The following is a 14,404-nucleotide window of genomic DNA, read 5'->3' as shown; positions in this document are numbered from 1 at the left end:
AACTATGGTTGGGGCCATGCCGGAGACCGCGACCAGCCCAGAGACCTTGCCGATTCTGCTGCTCAACGGCCCGAATCTGAACACGCTCGGCGTCCGGCAGCCCGAGGTCTACGGTTCACACACCCTCGCCGACGTCGTCGAACTGGCGGAACGGACCGCCGCGGAACTGGGCTTCGGGCTGCGCGCCGCCCAGACCAATCACGAGGGCGAGATGATCGACTGGATCCACGAGGCCCGTGGACAGATCAGTGGCATCGTCATCAACCCGGCCGGCTGGACCCATACCTCGGTGGCACTCGCCGACGCCCTGGTGGTCCCGGAGGTGCCGATCATGGAAGTCCACATCAGCAACGTCCACAAACGCGAGGCGTTCCGGCACCACTCCTACGTCTCGCCGATCGCTGCGGGGATCATCGTCGGTTACGGCATCCGTGGTTACGAGTTCGCGATCCGGCGGTTGGCCGAGCTGGTGGGCTGACGGGAGCCGTCTCCCTCGAGGTCAGGCCGGGCCGTCGGTGCGCGCGAGTACCGCCTCGAGCGCCCGGGCCGTTTCGGTGGCGTAGGGCGCACGGATCATGGAGATGTGGTCACCGCTGACGTCGGCGAACTCCACCTCGCCGGAGGTCAGATGTCCCCAGAGATCGGGGTCGTCGGAGTTGGTGCGTGAACGGATGACCGCGATGGGTCCGGCGAATGGACTGGGACGATGGCGCCCGATCATCCTGGTACCGAGTGAGAAGAAGACCACCCACTGCAAGGCCGTCGGCAGGGGGACGAGTCCCGCGGTGAGCATCAGCGCGTGGAGACCCACCTGCTGCACGATGCGTTGCGGTAGGGGAGCAGCAGGTTTCGCCGCTGCGTCGCCGGTCCGGTCCGGCAGGGTGTCGTCCTCCGCCGTGAGGGAGCGCAACGCCGCACGCGCCCGCGACAACACGCCGACGCGCTCACCTCGGAGCCGCCGGGCGAGAGCCGGGACGAATGCGGAGTCGATGACGGTCACGATCCCGCATGTCTCGCCCGCTGTGGTCAGCCGGGCAGCGGCCTCGACCGCGATGAATCCGCCCAGCGAGTAGCCCCCGATCTGATACGGACCGTGGGGCTGGACCGATCGGATGTCGGCGATCGCGCGACGCGCGGCCGCGCGGATCGAGTGGTCGGCCCGACCGCGTGTCTCCACTCCGCGCGCCTGGATGGCATAGATGGGACGGACGGTGCTGATCGCCCGGACCATCGGGGTCAGACTCGTCGCGAGGCTGCCCGCGCCCGCGATCAGGAAGATCGGGGTGCCGGTGCCCGGCCGCAGCGGGACCAGCGTCGCGCCGGTCGCCTTCGCCGAACGTTCCTTCGCGGCGGACTCGATGCGCTGGGCGAACAAGGCGATCGTGGGGGCCTCGGCGAGCATCGCCGTGGTCACCTCCAACTGCAGGTGATGATGCACCTCCGCGAGCATCTTCGCGGCGGCCAGCGAGTCGCCGCCGAGTTCGACGAAATCCTCGTTGCGCCCGATGCTTTCGAGACCCAGGATGTCGCACCAGAACTGGTGCAACGCCATCTCGGTCAGTCCGCGCGGCGGTTCCGGCGCGGGACGCGGCGGCGGGGGCGGTAGTGCGCCGCGGTCGACCTTGCCCCGCTCGTTGCGCGGGAGTTTGGTGAGCACCACGATGTCTCGTGGAATCATCCACGACGCCAGCGACTCTCCGAGTGCGCGACGGATCTCGGCGGACGTCGGCGACCACTTCTGCGGGTCGACGGCGACGTGTGCGGTCAGTCGTCCGGCGTCGGGATCGGCGGTGACGACCGCGTCGAGGGTCCAGGGCAGGGCGCGGAGCGCTGCTTCGACCTCGATGGGTTCGACCAGGTACCCGCGGATCTTGACGGCGTCGTCGAGTCGCCCGAGCAGGTGGAGTCCGCCGCTCTCGTCGAGCCGGCCGAGGTCGCCTGTGCGATAACGGGTCCGGCCGTCGGCGAGTTCCTCGAAACGGTGGCCGTCTGCTCCGGGTCGTCGTGATACCCGGAGGCGATGTGGGCGGATTCGACCAGCACCTCGCCGGTGGTGCCTGCCGGCAGGTCTGCGCCGTCTTCGTCGACGATCCGGATGTGTTTGTCCGACGCAGGGAGACCGACCGGTACCGGTCCGGCCTCGATCTCCTGCTCCGGTGACAGCAGGTTGAAGGCCAGGTTGCCGACCTCGGAGGCACCGGCCCCGCTGCAGAACATGCCGTGCGGCATGAGGGTTTCCCGGGTGAGGAGCACGTCGGTGTGGTGTGTCGGCTCACCGCAGGTCGAGAGCAGGCGAACCGAGTCGACGGCGTCATCGGCGGTGAGTTCGCCCAGCCACGAACGCAGGAGGGACGGTGTGCTGTGCACGGTGGTGGCACGCTCGGCCGCGAGCCAGTCACGCAGGCCGGAAGTGGTTCGTCGGCGGACGTCCCACAGCAGCACGGTCGCGCCGTTGAGCAGGCTCATCGCGAGCGCGTCGAGGCCGCCACCGAAACTGAGCGGCAACAGCACGGCGGCCCGGTCCTCGGGGCCGAAGTTCATGAAGTGCCGGCCGTCGCGAGCATGGTTGACCGGCATCCGCTGGGACAGGACGGCGCCCTTCGGGGTGCCCGTGGAGCCCGAGGTGAAGAGCAGGACGGCGGGGTCGTCGGGTGCGGGTTCGGGCGCCCCGGACACCGTGCCCCCGGGATCCACGTCGGCGTCCAATGGTTCCCAGAGGTGGGCGCCGGACAGTCGGAGGACGCGCTCGCGACGATCCGCGGGCAGGAACGGATCGAGCAGGACGAGCGGACGGCCGGAGCAGAGCACGGCCAGCATCGAGACAACCGTGTCAGTGTCGGACTCGATCGAGATCGCGATGGGGCGCCCGGCCTCGGTCATGCCGACGATCTGCTGGGCACGTCGATCTGCCTGCGCGGCGGTCTCGGCGAATGTGAGCGACGCCTCGGGCGTGCGCACCGCGGTCGCATCGGCGCGCGCTGCGGCAACCGCACGCCACCGCGCTGCTGCCGTCGTCAGGTCGGCACCGAACACGTCGGTATCCACGAGGAATGAAGTGGTCATTGGTTCAAACTTCCGCGGTCACGGGAACGTCCACGGTCACAGACGGCCACGGGGGCTCGGGCAACGCTGCCAACCGAACGGGGCACGGGTTCACTGCCGGTCCCAGGTCGTCGACGATACCCGCTGTCGCTGGTCGGTGCATTGCCGCGGTGCCTCGACTGCGCTCGGCGGATCGAACGGAGGATTTCTGCAACTCAGGGGTTGCACTAACCGATGGCATCTGCAACTATTGAGTTGCAGATAGCTCGTCCATTCGACCCGAGGAGAACCCCATGGACACGCAATTCGATCGCATCGAACGAGAGATCACCATCGACGCACCCATCGCGCGGGTGTGGGCACTGGTCAGTGAACCCGGCTGGTATGCAAACGATCAGAGGATCGGCGACCACCGCATCGAGCACGACGGTGACATGAGCTACGTCCACGATCCGAAACACGGCAAGTTCGCATTCCGTACCGTGACGCTCGATGAGCCCACCTACGCGGCCTTCCGGTGGCACATCGACGCCGACGATCCCACGAGTTCGTCGACGCTGGTGGAGTTCTGGGTCACCCAGGCCGATTCCGGCGTGGTGCTCAGGGTTGCGGAATCCGGGTTCGCCTCGCTGTCCGAGCCGGAGGCCGATCGCCGCTCGCGATTCGACGACCACACCGACGGCTGGCGGATCGAGTTGGATCTGGCCGCCGACCACCTCGCCGGGGCCGCTGCCCGTGCCTGAGTCGGATGTGGGCGGGACGAGCGATCCGAGTGCGCAGGCCGTGGCCGGCGCCGCGCCGGTCGATCTGTTCGCGGCGCTCGCCGACGACAGTCGTTGGCAGATCCTCGTGACGTTGTCCCGCACGCCGGCGTCGGCGTCGGCACTGGCCGCCGAACTACCCATCACCCGACAGGCGATCGCGAAACACCTTCGCGTACTGGAGGACGTGGGTTTGGTCAGCTCGGTCAGAGCGGGTCGGGAACTGCGCTACGAGCCGGTCGGTGCGCGCCTGAGCCAGGTCGCGCGCCAACTCGACGCCATCGCCCGCGGATGGGACCGTCGCCTCGACCGCATCAGGTCGTTGGCCGAGAACTCTTCGAAGGAGAAGTCATGAGCACAGAACTCGAACTGGATCGCATCGAACGCGAGATCACCATTGCCGCACCGGCACAGAAGGTGTGGGCGTTGGTCAGCGAACCGGGCTGGTACATCAACGACTCGCAGATCGTGGAGCATCGCATCGAGGAGGACGGCGATCTCTCCGTTGTCCACGACCCGACCCACGGGAAGTTCGCCTTCCGCACGGTGAGCCTGGACGAACCGCGCTATGCGGCCTTCCGCTGGCTCGCGGATCCTGATGTCGTGGACAGTGAGTCGACCCTCGTCGAGTTCTGGGTCACCCCGGACGACACCGGGGACGGAGTGGTCCTCAAGGTCGCGGAGAGCGGATTCGCCTCTCTGCCCGGGACGGCGGCGGAGCGCCGGCAGAGATTCGACGGCAACGTCGAGGGCTGGCGGATCGAGCTGGGACTCGCGCGGGATCACCTCGCTGGGTGAGCGTTCCGCGGAACGTCGCCACCGGAACCGGATCAGCCCTCAGGACACCTCGAGTGCCCGGCGCGCGGCGGCTGCCACCGACCCGTCGACCCGGGGTCCGTGTCCCGGGAACAGGGTCGTCGCGTCCAGGGTGGTGAATGACCGGACGGTCCGTCGCGCGGTCTCGACGTCGTGTTGAAAGGCGTTCGAGATGCATTGCGGACCATCGATCTTCGAGATCGGGTGCCCGCTGACCAGCGCATCGCCGGACACCAGGACCTGACCGTCGGCGACGAGGTACGCGCTGTGCCCGTCGGTGTGGCCATGTGCTGCGACCGGGAGCGGGCGTCCCGGCAGATCGAGCGGATCCGGAAACGGCTTGGCGTCCGGAATACCGGTCCGGCTCAGCACTCCCAGCGGGGTCACGGTGGCCAACCAGCGCAGCACTCGCGGCCGGTAGGCGATCGGCACGATGTCGGCGGGGCCCGCCTGCTGCAGGTGGTCGCGGCGGGCGTGGGACACCTCGACCGGGTCCATGAACACGTCGAACCCGTACTGCTCACTCAGCGAGACGAGTCCGCCGAGGTGGTCGACGTGGGCGTGGGTGAGCAGGGCGCCGCGGATGTCCTCCGGCCGACCACCGATCTGCCGGATCGACTCGACCACATCCGACGCCTGACCCGGATAACCCGCGTCGATCAGCGTGATGTCCGAACCCGCTTGCAGCAGAATCCAGTTGACGACATCGCTGTGGACCAGAAACGCCGACGACGAACCCGCGTCGACCCGGCTGATCCGGAAGTTGACCTTCTTCCCGATCACCGTCGCACCACCACGACGAACGGCCCGACCTCGGTGACCCGGAAACGCGGATCGGAGAATGCCGCGGGATCGAAGGTGACGGTGTAGCGCTTCACATTCGGATCGTTCGGGTAGACGTCCTCGGCGAGCCGCAGCGTGTAACCGTCGGCGCCATAACGGAACAGGAAGACGTTCGGCGGCTTCCACGGCGACCGGTCGAGCTTGCGCACGAGTTCGTCCGGCGTGGCGGAGTCGGCCCAGCGTTCGATGGTCTTCGCCCGTTTGTCGAACTCGGCCAACGGGTTCGCATAGTGTGACGTCAGCCCTTGGAAACCCCAGTACGGGTAGATCGACAGGAAACCGTAGTCGGCGGTGAGGACGACGTTCTGATCGGCGGGTCTGCCGGTCTGCTCGCGGATCAGCCGGTGGATCTGCGGGTAGTACGATTCGGCGCCCGGCGGCCGCTGATCGGCACGCTTCCCGTAACCGTCGGTGTCGGTGTATGCCGTGGTGATCTCGGTGGACAGGAAGCCCGGCACGCCCTGCGCGAGCGCGATCGCCGACACCGTCGCAACCGCCCCGATGACGAAGCGGACGTCACCGAATCTGCCGACCGCCCAGCGCGACAACTCCGCGACACCCAGCACGCCGGCCGCGGCGAGCGTGGCGTTCAGGATCGGGTCGAGCCGGAACGACAGCAGCGTGCTGCCACCCGCGGTGAGCGTCATCGAGAGCAGGCAGAACAGGTAGATGGTGACCACGGTGAGTCCGAGTGCCAGCGCGATCGTGCGCTCCCGGAAGCGCAGCAGGATCCAGATCAGGCCGATGAGGGTGATGAGTCCGACGAGGGTGAAGTGGAAGAACGGAAGTGGCAGGATCGCACCGCGTTCGGGCAGATAGTGTTCGGCCGTACCGCCGCTGGCGGGCTCACTCCGGGCCCGCGACCACAGGTACGGCGCCCACACCAGGAGGGCGATCAGTCCGGAGATGACACCGATCGAGAGCAGACGTCCTGCGATCGCCAGGATCACCGATCGCCGCTGCCCGGCGATCTCGCCGTCCGGGACAGCCTTGTTGGACGCGCGGAGCCACGCCACCACGATCAGATAGAGCGCCATGATCACCGCGGTGAGGGCGAACATGCCGGTGTAGAGCGTGTAGAAGGTGGCGCTCAGGCCGATGAACGCACCGGCCGCGACGACGGCGGGCCAACTGGTGCCGGAGCGGAAGCCGCCCACCGGACCGTCGGCGGCGCGGGATCGACCGCGCAGCGCATGCAGCAACGGGATCAGCATCGGCGTACCGATGAGGACCAGCACTGCCGCGTACGGTTCCGGCGACGCGTACATGATCGTGATGACGGTGACGGCCAGCGCGATCGGGATTCCGCGGGTGGCGCCGACCATCCGGTTCCACAGCAGGACGCCCACCGCCGCGGCGACCGCGATGGTGAGGATGGCCCACGGCTTGTAGGCCTCCCAGCCGGGCAGACCCTCGATGTTCGCGTAACGACCGCCCCACCAGAACCATCCGGCCGGGTAGTACGGCGGCAGGTCGATATAGGTCATGTCGGCCAGGCGTGGGCTGCTCGTCATCCGGGTGAGGTACTCGGTGCGGAACTGTTGGTCGACCGACAACCCGAACAGGTAGAGCCGGGTGGCACCGAGCGGCATGCCGAGCGTGATGGTGGCCAGGCCCGCCGTCGCGCCGACGGACAGCAGATTGACCAACCATCGGGGTCTGCCGTAACGGTGCAGGAGCACCGCGAGCAGCAGGACTGCCACCGCGACGACCTGTCCGACCGTCGTCAGTGCGCGAGTCACGTTGGACGAGTTGAACGCCGGCCAGTCGACGCCTCCGATGACCTTCAGTCCGACGAACGCGATCAGCGCACCGAGGACGGCGCCGACGATGAGCTCCCCGACATCACGGGCGTGGCGAACGGGCACGCCCACGATCAGATGGGCAGTCGACGGAAGATCGGGCGCGGGATGTGCCGCAGGATGATCATCACGAAGCGGAACGGGCCGGGTGCCCAGACGATGTCCTTGCCCTTGTCGGCGGCTGCCACCGCGAGCCGCGCGACGTCTTCCTTCTCCACGGTGAGCGGTGCTTCCTTCACGTGGGCGGAGAGGCGCGTGCGGACCTGGCCGGGTCGGATCACCAGGACGCGGATGCCGAACGGGCGCAACGCCTCACCGAGGCCGAGGTAGAAGCCGTCCAGGCCGGCCTTGGTGGAGCCGTACACGAAGTTGCTGCGGCGCACGCGCTCTCCGGCGACGGAACTCATCGCGATGATCTGACCGAAGCCCTGGGCGCGCATCTTCTCGCCGAGCAGGACGCCCACCGACACCGCGGCGGTGTAGTTGATGCCGACCTCGGTCACCGCGGTCCGCTGGTCCTGCCAGGCCTTCTCGTCGTCGGGCTGGATACCGAACGCGACGATCGCCACGTCGATGTCGCCGCCGGCAAATGCCTTGTCCAGCACGGCCGGATGGGTGTCGGGGGCGAGGGCGTCGAAGTCGATCTGCTCGACACTCGAGGCGCCCGCCTTGGTCATCTTCTCCGCGGCGGCTGCCGCGGCGGGATCGCCGGGGACGGTCGCCAGCACCACCCGCATCGGGCCCTTCTTCAGGTATTCCTCGGTGATCGCCAGACCGATCTCGGAACTTCCGCCCAGGACTAGGACGGACCGCGGCACGCCGACGGCATTGATCATGTGTGAGTTCTCCTTTGAAAGCTGTTGTCACTCAGATGAGTTCGATGTGCGTCCGGTCATACCAGTTCGAGGCGGCGTGCCATGTCGGAGACGAAGACGCGGTCGGGGTCGACGCGGCGGCGCGTCGCGATCCACTCCTCGACCCTCGGGTACATGGCGTGGAAGGTCTCGGCCGAGGTCCGCGAGTCCTTGGCGGTGTAGAGGCGCCCGCCGATCGACATCACCCGCCGGTCGAGTTCGTTGCAGAACTCGGCGAGTCCCCTCTTGATCGGGAAGTCGACGCAGATGTTCCAGCCGGCCATCGGGAAGGACAGCGGCGCTTGGTTTCCGGGCCCGAAGAGCTTGAACACGTTGAGGAAGCTGACGTGACCGGACGCCTGGATGTCGATGATGATCTGCTTGAACTCCTCGACGGCCTCCGGCGGCACGATGAACTGGTACTGCAGGAAACCTTTCGAGCCGTAGGCGCGATTCCAGTTCCCGAACAGATCCAGCGGGTGATAGAACTTCGTCAGGTTCTGGATCTTGCCGGTGTAGTTGCCGCCCATTCGGTAGTAGGCCTCGCCGACGATGGAGAAGTCGAACTTGTTGGCCAGACCGTTCGGGAAGATGTCCGGGAAGTTCATCAGCGTCGGCGCATCGAACTTCAGCGGGTCCTTCGCCAGTTCCGGCGGCAGCTGGTCCAGGGTGGCGAGTGATCCGCGGGAGAAGGTGCCGCGTCCCAGCTTCGGTGGCTTGCTGATCGCGTCGAACCATCCGGAGCTGTAGGTGTAGTTCGACTCGCTGCCGTCCTGGTGCAGCGCGATCGTCTCGTCGAGCGAGTGCGTGACCGTGCCGTCGGCGATGAAGTAGGCCGATTCGGTCCGCGTCATCTTGATCTTGGCCCGCAGGATGATGCCGGTGAGGCCGATGCCGCCCACGGTGGCCCAGAAGATGGAGGCGTCGGGATCGTCGTCGGTGCCGTCAGGCGTGATCGTGATGATCTTGCCGCTCGCGAGCAGCAGGGTGATCTCGACGACGTGGTTGCCGAAGCTGCCCGCGCTGTGGTGGTTCTTGCCGTGGATGTCGCAACCGATCGCGCCGCCGACGGTGACCTGCCTGGTCCCCGGCAGGACCGGAACCCAGAGTCCGTGGGGCAGCGCCTTGCGCATCAGGGTGTCCAGATCCACACCGGCATCGACGTCCACGATGGCCGTGTCCGGGTCGATCGAGTAGATCCGGTTCAGCAGCGACATGTCGATGGTGAGGCCGCCGGCGTTCTGGGCGTTCTCACCGTACGAACGGCCGAGGCCGCGGGCGATCACGCCGCGCTTGAGGTAGTCCGGTTTGTCGGCGTTGTCGTCGGCAACGCGCGCCACCGCTTCGGCGATGACCTCGGGATACGGTGTCGAGAGCACGTGCCCGAGGATCGGCATCGTGCGGCCCCAGCCCATCAGCTTGCGGGTCTCGATCGGCAACAACTCTTCAGTAGACATCGCTCATGAGGGTACCTGGCCGCCTACGCGGCCTGTTCGCGATCAGATTCTGCTGGTGACAGGGGCGGGGACGGCGCTCGAGGATCGCGACGACCCCTGGCGGCCTACGATCCGCTGCTGCCGGTGACTATCGACTCGGCGATGTCCCACAGCATGTTGTCGAAAGCCTCGATCGCATAGAAGATCGTTGCGAGCATTGTGCACCATTCTTTCTTTTGACGCCGTTCCCGATGTATCCGACTATTTCTCAACGAATGTCGCGTGATACAGAGAAACACATGACGTTTCTCCGTATCATCTGTCACCCTACGATTGTTTTCAGCCCGATGTGGCGATATCGGTGATGCCGTCACGATCAGACGCCGAGCACCGTTAGGTCGCTCGCCGATGAGTTCGTGGTGCTCACGTCGTCGATCTGAGGGACACGCAGACGGCTACCCATTCGAGAGCTCGTTCATGGCGCCGGCGACGGCCGGCACAAGGCTCCCGATTATGGCGACATTGTTGCCGCAGATCGGTAAAGGGATCGGCGACGTGGTGGAGGTGTGGGTGAGAAAGAGTCGCTGAAGCTCCGCTCGGCCCTCTCAGTCGTCGCTCGTGCCAGTGCCGCTGAGTCGGCGCAATCTCACAGCACCCACCGTCGTGGCTTCACCGCGTCCGGGCAGAACCGTCGTCGTCGACGGCAAGGTCGACAGACGTTCGCGAGCGGCGAGGGTCGGAACCTCGCGCCGAGTCCTCCTGCCGGTCATCATCTCCCGGCCGCGCAGGGTGTCTCCGGTGAAGACGGCGGCGATAGCGTCGGCGTAGAGGCACACCGACCCGGTGGTGCGCCCCGGTGTGTGCAGGACGGTCAAAACCATTCCGGCAAAGGCGATCTCTTGGCGATCATGGAGCATCATGTAACGGGCGTCGCCGTGGGTCTCGCGCCACAGTTCGTCGTCGGCGGGATGGATCAGCAGTGGTGCATAGAGCTCGTGGGCCATGTCGGGTGCCGCAGCAGTTCGTTCGCGTCGACCATCGGTACAGATGACGGCGGTCACGAAGCGACCACCGATCGCTTCGATGATCGGCTCAGCGCGGTTGCCCGGGTCGATGACGATGACATCGTGATCGTCGCCGACGACCCAGGCGTTGCTGCTGTTTTCCGAAAGCCGGCGCGTTTCGCCGTCGACGGCCGCGGACGTGACGACGCGGTCGATGTTCACGGCGTGCTGCCGACCCTGCGATCCATCGCGGGATCGGACACTGACCCGTCGTCCGCCGGGTCCCACTCCGAGTACCGCGTCAGCATGCTCGCTCGAGGCAGTCGTCAAGCTCACTGAGGCGTCTTCGGGAGTAGCAGGGCGATGCGGAGCTTGGTGTCGATGGTGTGTGAGAGAGCTTGGGTGTTGTCGAGTTCGGCGGAGATCTGTGCGGCCTGGTTGTTGATTCCGGTCAGTCGGTTGGCGATGGCGCCGGCTGAGGTCGCGGCTTGTTGTGCTTGTCCGACAGCACTGTTTCCGCTGGTGATGATTCCTTCGAGTGAAGTGTTTGCTCCGGTGAGAGCTCCGCCGAGTTGGTTGAGTTTGGTGCCGAGTTCACCCAGCGTCTGGTCGGCTTGTGCCAGTGATCCGATGATGCCGGTGACTTCGGGCATTCCTGCGCGGGTGGCGGTGTCGGCGGGCTGGAGTTGGTCGGCGCCGTCGAGCGCGTCGTCGGTTGTGCCGTTCACGGTGGCGGCTTGGTTCACTCCGTCTTTGAACGTGTCGTTGGAGATGGACAGGTCGCGAGTGAGGATCAGCAGGCCCACCAGTAGGGCAATGGTCATGGCCGCGGTGATGGCCCAGGAGGTCTTGTGCACGTCAGCGTCCTGTAGTGGTGTGGGGTGCGGGTCGTTTCGGTCCGTTGACCGCGGGTCCGAGAACGGCGAGCAGTGGCCCGAGGGCGGCGACTCGAGCGGCCTCTTCTTCAATGGTGTTCAGGGTCTTGGAGATGGTGGTGGCTTTCGGCCCCAAGGTCTTGAGTGTGGTTTGCACAGAACTCATCTGAGAGTCGACGTCGTCGAGACGGGCGGTCACGCCGGAGACTGCTCCGGTCATGTTGCCCACGGTGGTGGAGGCTTGTCCGGAGTTGGCCACCAGGTCGGAGATCATGTCGGGCAGGGGTCGGGCGGTTCCCGCGACGGACGTGGTGGCGGCGTTGACCGTGCGGGCGCTGTCGGGCAGTTGTGCTGCCAGCGTGGTCAGTTCGGTGAGGCTTCGGGCCAACGGGCTGATGTCTTGGATCGTGACCGACAAGGTCGCGTGCTTGGGTGCCATCTCGGCGGTGAGTTTGTCGAGCTGATCGGCAGAGACGATGAGTTCGTTGCTCAGCGTCGACGGCCGCCCGAGGGGGTCGCTGAGGTCGCGCCACTGCGGTATGAAGCCGTGGATCAGGCAGAGCACGACCGCTGGTATGAGTCCGAGACAGACCACGATGCCGATCCAGGTGCGAGTGCTGGTCATCAGTTTTCTCCTGGTGGGGGGATGAGGCCATCTTGGGCGGGGATGGGCGCCAGTTTGACTGTGGTTCGGTTCAATTCGGCGTTGAGCTGGCGGGCCAGGCGCAACGCTTGGTCGAGTTTGACCGCTACCTGGGCGACAGTGTTGTCGGCGGTCGCCGCGATCTTGTGGATCGATGTGGCCGCCGATTGCAGCGAGCCGGTGACCCCGCGGAGCTGTTCGGCGATCTGCGAGTCGTTCTGGCCGGCGACCAGCAGTGCCCGCGCGTCGGGGAGCAGGGCGTTGAGTTGATCGACGTCTCGGGCCCCGGCAGAGTTGAGGTCGTCGAGCACCGCCCGTAGTTGTTCGAGTTGCTTGCGGGCGGTGGCCGGCGCGGTCAGGTCCGCTCGATCGGCGAAGTACTGGTTGGTGGTGCGGAAGTCGGTCACCACGGTCTTGGCAGTGTGCTGGACGAGCAGTCCTTTGTGGATGGCCAGGAGCACGAGGATGAACAACACCACTGCCAGGACGGCTGCGAACTTTCCGGCCCATTCGGTCACGATGGCGAACCGGCTCGATGTCGGCAGTTCGTCCGGGGGGAGATCGGTACGGACCTGATCGGCCCAGGGGCGTCGGGTGGCGAGTGTGAATGTGGACAACGGGGTCCCTTTCGCGGTCATGTAAGGCGTCGTGGAAGGCGAGGGACCTCAGCCCGGCAGCGGCAGCATCTGATTGATCGTCTGTGCCGAGGACACCGAGCTCTGCAGGTCGGTGACCAATCCTGCGACCAGCTGCAGCAATTGGTCACCCTGGTTGCCGAATTCCTGCGCCGAGGCTTGCAGGGCCTGCACCTTGCCGTGCACCTGGCTGAGTGCGGATGCGATGGCGCCGAGCTGCTCGTTGGTCAGCTGGGCGCCTGCGGTGTTGGTCGTGAGCAGCTCGGCTGCCGGGGCGATGGCATCGCCGAGTTTCGCTAGTACCGGGCCCAGCGCAGCGGTGGCGTCGAGCGCTTTCTGCGCGTCAGCGGTCAGTGCGGTCAGATCCGCCAGTTGACCGGTGAGTTGGTCGTTGACAGTGACGATCTGCTCGGATCGTTGGATGCTGTCGAGGTTGGCCTGATGTTGATTGTCCAGCCTGGTGTTGAGGTTGAAGATGACGAAGCTGAGCAGAGCCAGCATGGTCACCGCGGCCAGCGCCAGCACCATGCGGACCGGCCCGCCCTGTTTGCCGAAGAAAGTCATCGTCGTTTCTCCCTATTGTCCAGACAGGTCGTCGGCGGCTGAATCCGCGGACTGACGGGTCTTGTGGACTTTCGCCGCGGTCGCCCGTGCATCGTCGAGAATTGCGGCCAACCGAGTGCGGTTGTCGTTCAGACTGTTCGCGGTGCCGTCGACAGTTCCGGACAGAGTGTCGATACGGGTTGTCAGGCCATCGAGTTCGCCGATCAACCCACCCAGATTGACGTTGGCCCGCGCCAGAGTCGCCCGGATGTCGTCACTGATCTGACGAGTCAATGTGGTCAGTTCGGCGTCGACGCGGGTATCAGTGACCTGCACGCTGTCGATTGCCTTCTGCATCTCGTCGAGTGCATCGAATGCCGCCAGTGTCGTCTTCTCATGGCCGATGATCGTGTCCAGCGCCGGGTTGTAGTTGTCGGCCGAGACGATGGTCTGATCCAGCCGATATGGTGTGGCCGTCAGATTGAACAGTCTCGGACCCATGTACAGAACTCCCACAACCACCACGATGATGACGAGGGCTGCCTGAGCCACTCGGCGCTTAGCTGTCGGTGTTGCGGTGCGGCCATTCATGCCGCGCTCGTCGCGGTCGATGGGTCTGCGCTCATCTCGGTGTGCGCGGGGTCCGTCGGCGGGGCGAGAATAGCGAGCAGCCGCACGGTGACCAGGGGATGGAGAACGGCACGGTGCACGGGCACGGTCCCCGTGAGTACGGCACGGAGGATCGCGGCCCCGGTGCGGGTGAACAACAGCGTGCCGGCAGTACTGAATCGACGAACGGCGATCGCCGGCAACTCACGGAGAGACTCGGGCTCGCGTTCGACGACTATCGTCGGTCTGCCGGCGATGCCGTTGTAAACGGTGGCGCCGGTGGCCCGAAAATCGATCGTCGCGCTGTCGTCAGAACTCGCGTCATAGATGGCGACCGGTCTGCCCAACCGGCGGCTCAGTCGAGCTCGGCCCGGGTCGGCGTGAAAGTTGTCCCGGAGCAGCGAGGCGACGGACGCGGCCACGGCGTTGGTGTCGCGACCGTCGTATCGCTCGATCGGGTACTCGATGTCCTCGCCCGATTCGGGGTCGTCGAGGCTGGGCTCGGTGATGTGCACGGGTTCTCCTGACGTCGTGGTCTGAT

17 protein-coding genes and 1 pseudogene are annotated in these 14,404 nt (G+C 66.1%); 4 read left to right on the top strand and 14 right to left on the bottom strand.

What is annotated here, in order from left to right; genetic code table 11:
- Window positions 1–16: 16 nt before the first annotated feature.
- Window positions 17–478, top strand: coding sequence for a type II 3-dehydroquinate dehydratase (gene aroQ / locus D7316_RS16915; protein ID WP_124709284.1), 462 nt, complete (start codon window positions 17–19; stop codon window positions 476–478).
- Between the two features lie 21 nt (window positions 479–499).
- Here aroQ and D7316_RS27490 read toward each other — a convergent pair whose 3' ends face one another.
- From D7316_RS27490 to D7316_RS27480, 3 genes and pseudogenes are all read right to left on the bottom strand, one after another.
- A complete protein-coding gene (locus D7316_RS27490; RefSeq protein WP_232016941.1) occupies window positions 500–1,678 on the bottom strand; it encodes a thioesterase domain-containing protein in 1,179 nt (392 codons plus the stop codon).
- A gap of 3 nt (window positions 1,679–1,681) precedes the next feature.
- A pseudogene (locus D7316_RS27485) lies at window positions 1,682–1,819 on the bottom strand (hypothetical protein); the annotation flags it as partial.
- Window positions 1,765–3,063: an AMP-binding protein gene (locus tag D7316_RS27480; RefSeq protein WP_232016940.1), complete on the bottom strand. Its 1,299-nt coding sequence runs from the start codon at window positions 3,061–3,063 to the stop codon at window positions 1,765–1,767. The gene D7316_RS27480 and the pseudogene D7316_RS27485, both read right to left, overlap by 55 nt.
- A gap of 272 nt (window positions 3,064–3,335) precedes the next feature.
- On the opposite strand from D7316_RS27480, the gene D7316_RS16905 reads away from it, so the two are divergent.
- The 3 genes from D7316_RS16905 to D7316_RS16895 are packed head-to-tail and all read left to right on the top strand — an operon-like array spanning window position 3,336 to window position 4,601.
- On the top strand, window positions 3,336–3,785 hold the full coding sequence (locus D7316_RS16905) for an SRPBCC domain-containing protein (protein ID WP_124709283.1): 450 nt from the start codon (window positions 3,336–3,338) through the stop codon (window positions 3,783–3,785).
- A 40-nt stretch (window positions 3,786–3,825) separates the two neighbouring features.
- On the top strand, window positions 3,826–4,158 hold the full coding sequence (locus D7316_RS16900; protein WP_197718371.1) for an ArsR/SmtB family transcription factor: 333 nt from the start codon (window positions 3,826–3,828) through the stop codon (window positions 4,156–4,158).
- Window positions 4,155–4,601 (top strand): SRPBCC family protein, encoded by a 447-nt coding sequence (locus D7316_RS16895; RefSeq protein ID WP_124709282.1) that lies wholly within the window; start codon window positions 4,155–4,157, stop codon window positions 4,599–4,601. The genes D7316_RS16900 and D7316_RS16895 overlap by 4 nt, the downstream gene beginning before the upstream one ends.
- A 39-nt stretch (window positions 4,602–4,640) precedes the next feature.
- Here the strand turns inward: D7316_RS16895 and D7316_RS16890 are convergent, their stop codons facing one another.
- From D7316_RS16890 to D7316_RS16840, 11 genes are all read right to left on the bottom strand, one after another.
- Entirely contained in the window at window positions 4,641–5,402 is a 762-nt protein-coding gene (locus D7316_RS16890) for an MBL fold metallo-hydrolase (protein ID WP_124709281.1), read from the bottom strand.
- Window positions 5,399–7,330: a galactan 5-O-arabinofuranosyltransferase gene (locus D7316_RS16885; RefSeq protein ID WP_408610016.1), complete on the bottom strand. Its 1,932-nt coding sequence runs from the start codon at window positions 7,328–7,330 to the stop codon at window positions 5,399–5,401. The genes D7316_RS16890 and D7316_RS16885 overlap by 4 nt, the downstream gene beginning before the upstream one ends.
- Before the next feature lie 8 nt (window positions 7,331–7,338).
- Window positions 7,339–8,100, bottom strand: a complete 762-nt coding sequence (locus D7316_RS16880; protein ID WP_124709279.1) for a decaprenylphospho-beta-D-erythro-pentofuranosid-2-ulose 2-reductase — start codon at window positions 8,098–8,100, stop codon at window positions 7,339–7,341.
- Between the two features lie 56 nt (window positions 8,101–8,156).
- Window positions 8,157–9,575: an FAD-binding oxidoreductase gene (locus D7316_RS16875; protein ID WP_124709278.1), complete on the bottom strand. Its 1,419-nt coding sequence runs from the start codon at window positions 9,573–9,575 to the stop codon at window positions 8,157–8,159.
- Between the two features lie 584 nt (window positions 9,576–10,159).
- On the bottom strand, window positions 10,160–10,780 hold the full coding sequence (locus D7316_RS16870) for an MBL fold metallo-hydrolase (RefSeq protein ID WP_164473806.1): 621 nt from the start codon (window positions 10,778–10,780) through the stop codon (window positions 10,160–10,162).
- A gap of 110 nt (window positions 10,781–10,890) precedes the next feature.
- Window positions 10,891–11,415 (bottom strand): hypothetical protein, encoded by a 525-nt coding sequence (locus D7316_RS16865; protein WP_124709276.1) that lies wholly within the window; start codon window positions 11,413–11,415, stop codon window positions 10,891–10,893.
- A gap of 1 nt (window position 11,416) precedes the next feature.
- On the bottom strand, window positions 11,417–12,058 hold the full coding sequence (locus D7316_RS16860; RefSeq protein ID WP_124709275.1) for a hypothetical protein: 642 nt from the start codon (window positions 12,056–12,058) through the stop codon (window positions 11,417–11,419).
- Window positions 12,058–12,714, bottom strand: a complete 657-nt coding sequence (locus tag D7316_RS16855) for a hypothetical protein (protein WP_232016939.1) — start codon at window positions 12,712–12,714, stop codon at window positions 12,058–12,060. The genes D7316_RS16860 and D7316_RS16855 overlap by 1 nt, the downstream gene beginning before the upstream one ends.
- Before the next feature lie 27 nt (window positions 12,715–12,741).
- A complete protein-coding gene (locus D7316_RS16850; RefSeq protein WP_124709274.1) occupies window positions 12,742–13,275 on the bottom strand; it encodes a hypothetical protein in 534 nt (177 codons plus the stop codon).
- 12 nt (window positions 13,276–13,287) lie between these two features.
- Window positions 13,288–13,755 (bottom strand): hypothetical protein, encoded by a 468-nt coding sequence (locus D7316_RS16845; protein WP_232016938.1) that lies wholly within the window; start codon window positions 13,753–13,755, stop codon window positions 13,288–13,290.
- Window positions 13,756–13,841: 86 nt separating this feature from the next.
- Complete coding sequence (locus tag D7316_RS16840; protein ID WP_124709272.1) at window positions 13,842–14,378, bottom strand: hypothetical protein; 537 nt, start codon at window positions 14,376–14,378, stop codon at window positions 13,842–13,844.
- Between the last annotated feature and the right edge of the window lie 26 nt (window positions 14,379–14,404).

It is taken from the genome of Gordonia insulae (assembly GCF_003855095.1).
GTDB lineage: Bacteria > Actinomycetota > Actinomycetes > Mycobacteriales > Mycobacteriaceae > Gordonia > Gordonia insulae.
Note: the sequence above shows the minus strand (reverse complement) of the source record. Positions and strands in the feature narration are given on the sequence as shown.

What these genes read in the sequence shown, in the direction of transcription:
- aroQ (WP_124709284.1), top strand. Translation starts at nt 17, where the DNA reads ATGCCGGAGACCGCGACCAGCCCAGAGACCTTGCCGATTCTGCTGCTC.
- D7316_RS27490 (WP_232016941.1), bottom strand. Translation starts at nt 1,678, where the DNA reads ATGATTCCACGAGACATCGTGGTGCTCACCAAACTCCCGCGCAACGAG.
- D7316_RS27480 (WP_232016940.1), bottom strand. Translation starts at nt 3,063, where the DNA reads ATGACCACTTCATTCCTCGTGGATACCGACGTGTTCGGTGCCGACCTG.
- D7316_RS16905 (WP_124709283.1), top strand. Translation starts at nt 3,336, where the DNA reads ATGGACACGCAATTCGATCGCATCGAACGAGAGATCACCATCGACGCA.
- D7316_RS16895 (WP_124709282.1), top strand. Translation starts at nt 4,155, where the DNA reads ATGAGCACAGAACTCGAACTGGATCGCATCGAACGCGAGATCACCATT.
- D7316_RS16880 (WP_124709279.1), bottom strand. Translation starts at nt 8,100, where the DNA reads ATGATCAATGCCGTCGGCGTGCCGCGGTCCGTCCTAGTCCTGGGCGGA.
- D7316_RS16875 (WP_124709278.1), bottom strand. Translation starts at nt 9,575, where the DNA reads ATGTCTACTGAAGAGTTGTTGCCGATCGAGACCCGCAAGCTGATGGGC.
- D7316_RS16860 (WP_124709275.1), bottom strand. Translation starts at nt 12,058, where the DNA reads ATGACCAGCACTCGCACCTGGATCGGCATCGTGGTCTGTCTCGGACTC.
- D7316_RS16855 (WP_232016939.1), bottom strand. Translation starts at nt 12,714, where the DNA reads ATGACCGCGAAAGGGACCCCGTTGTCCACATTCACACTCGCCACCCGA.
- D7316_RS16850 (WP_124709274.1), bottom strand. Translation starts at nt 13,275, where the DNA reads ATGACTTTCTTCGGCAAACAGGGCGGGCCGGTCCGCATGGTGCTGGCG.
- D7316_RS16845 (WP_232016938.1), bottom strand. Translation starts at nt 13,755, where the DNA reads ATGGGTCCGAGACTGTTCAATCTGACGGCCACACCATATCGGCTGGAT.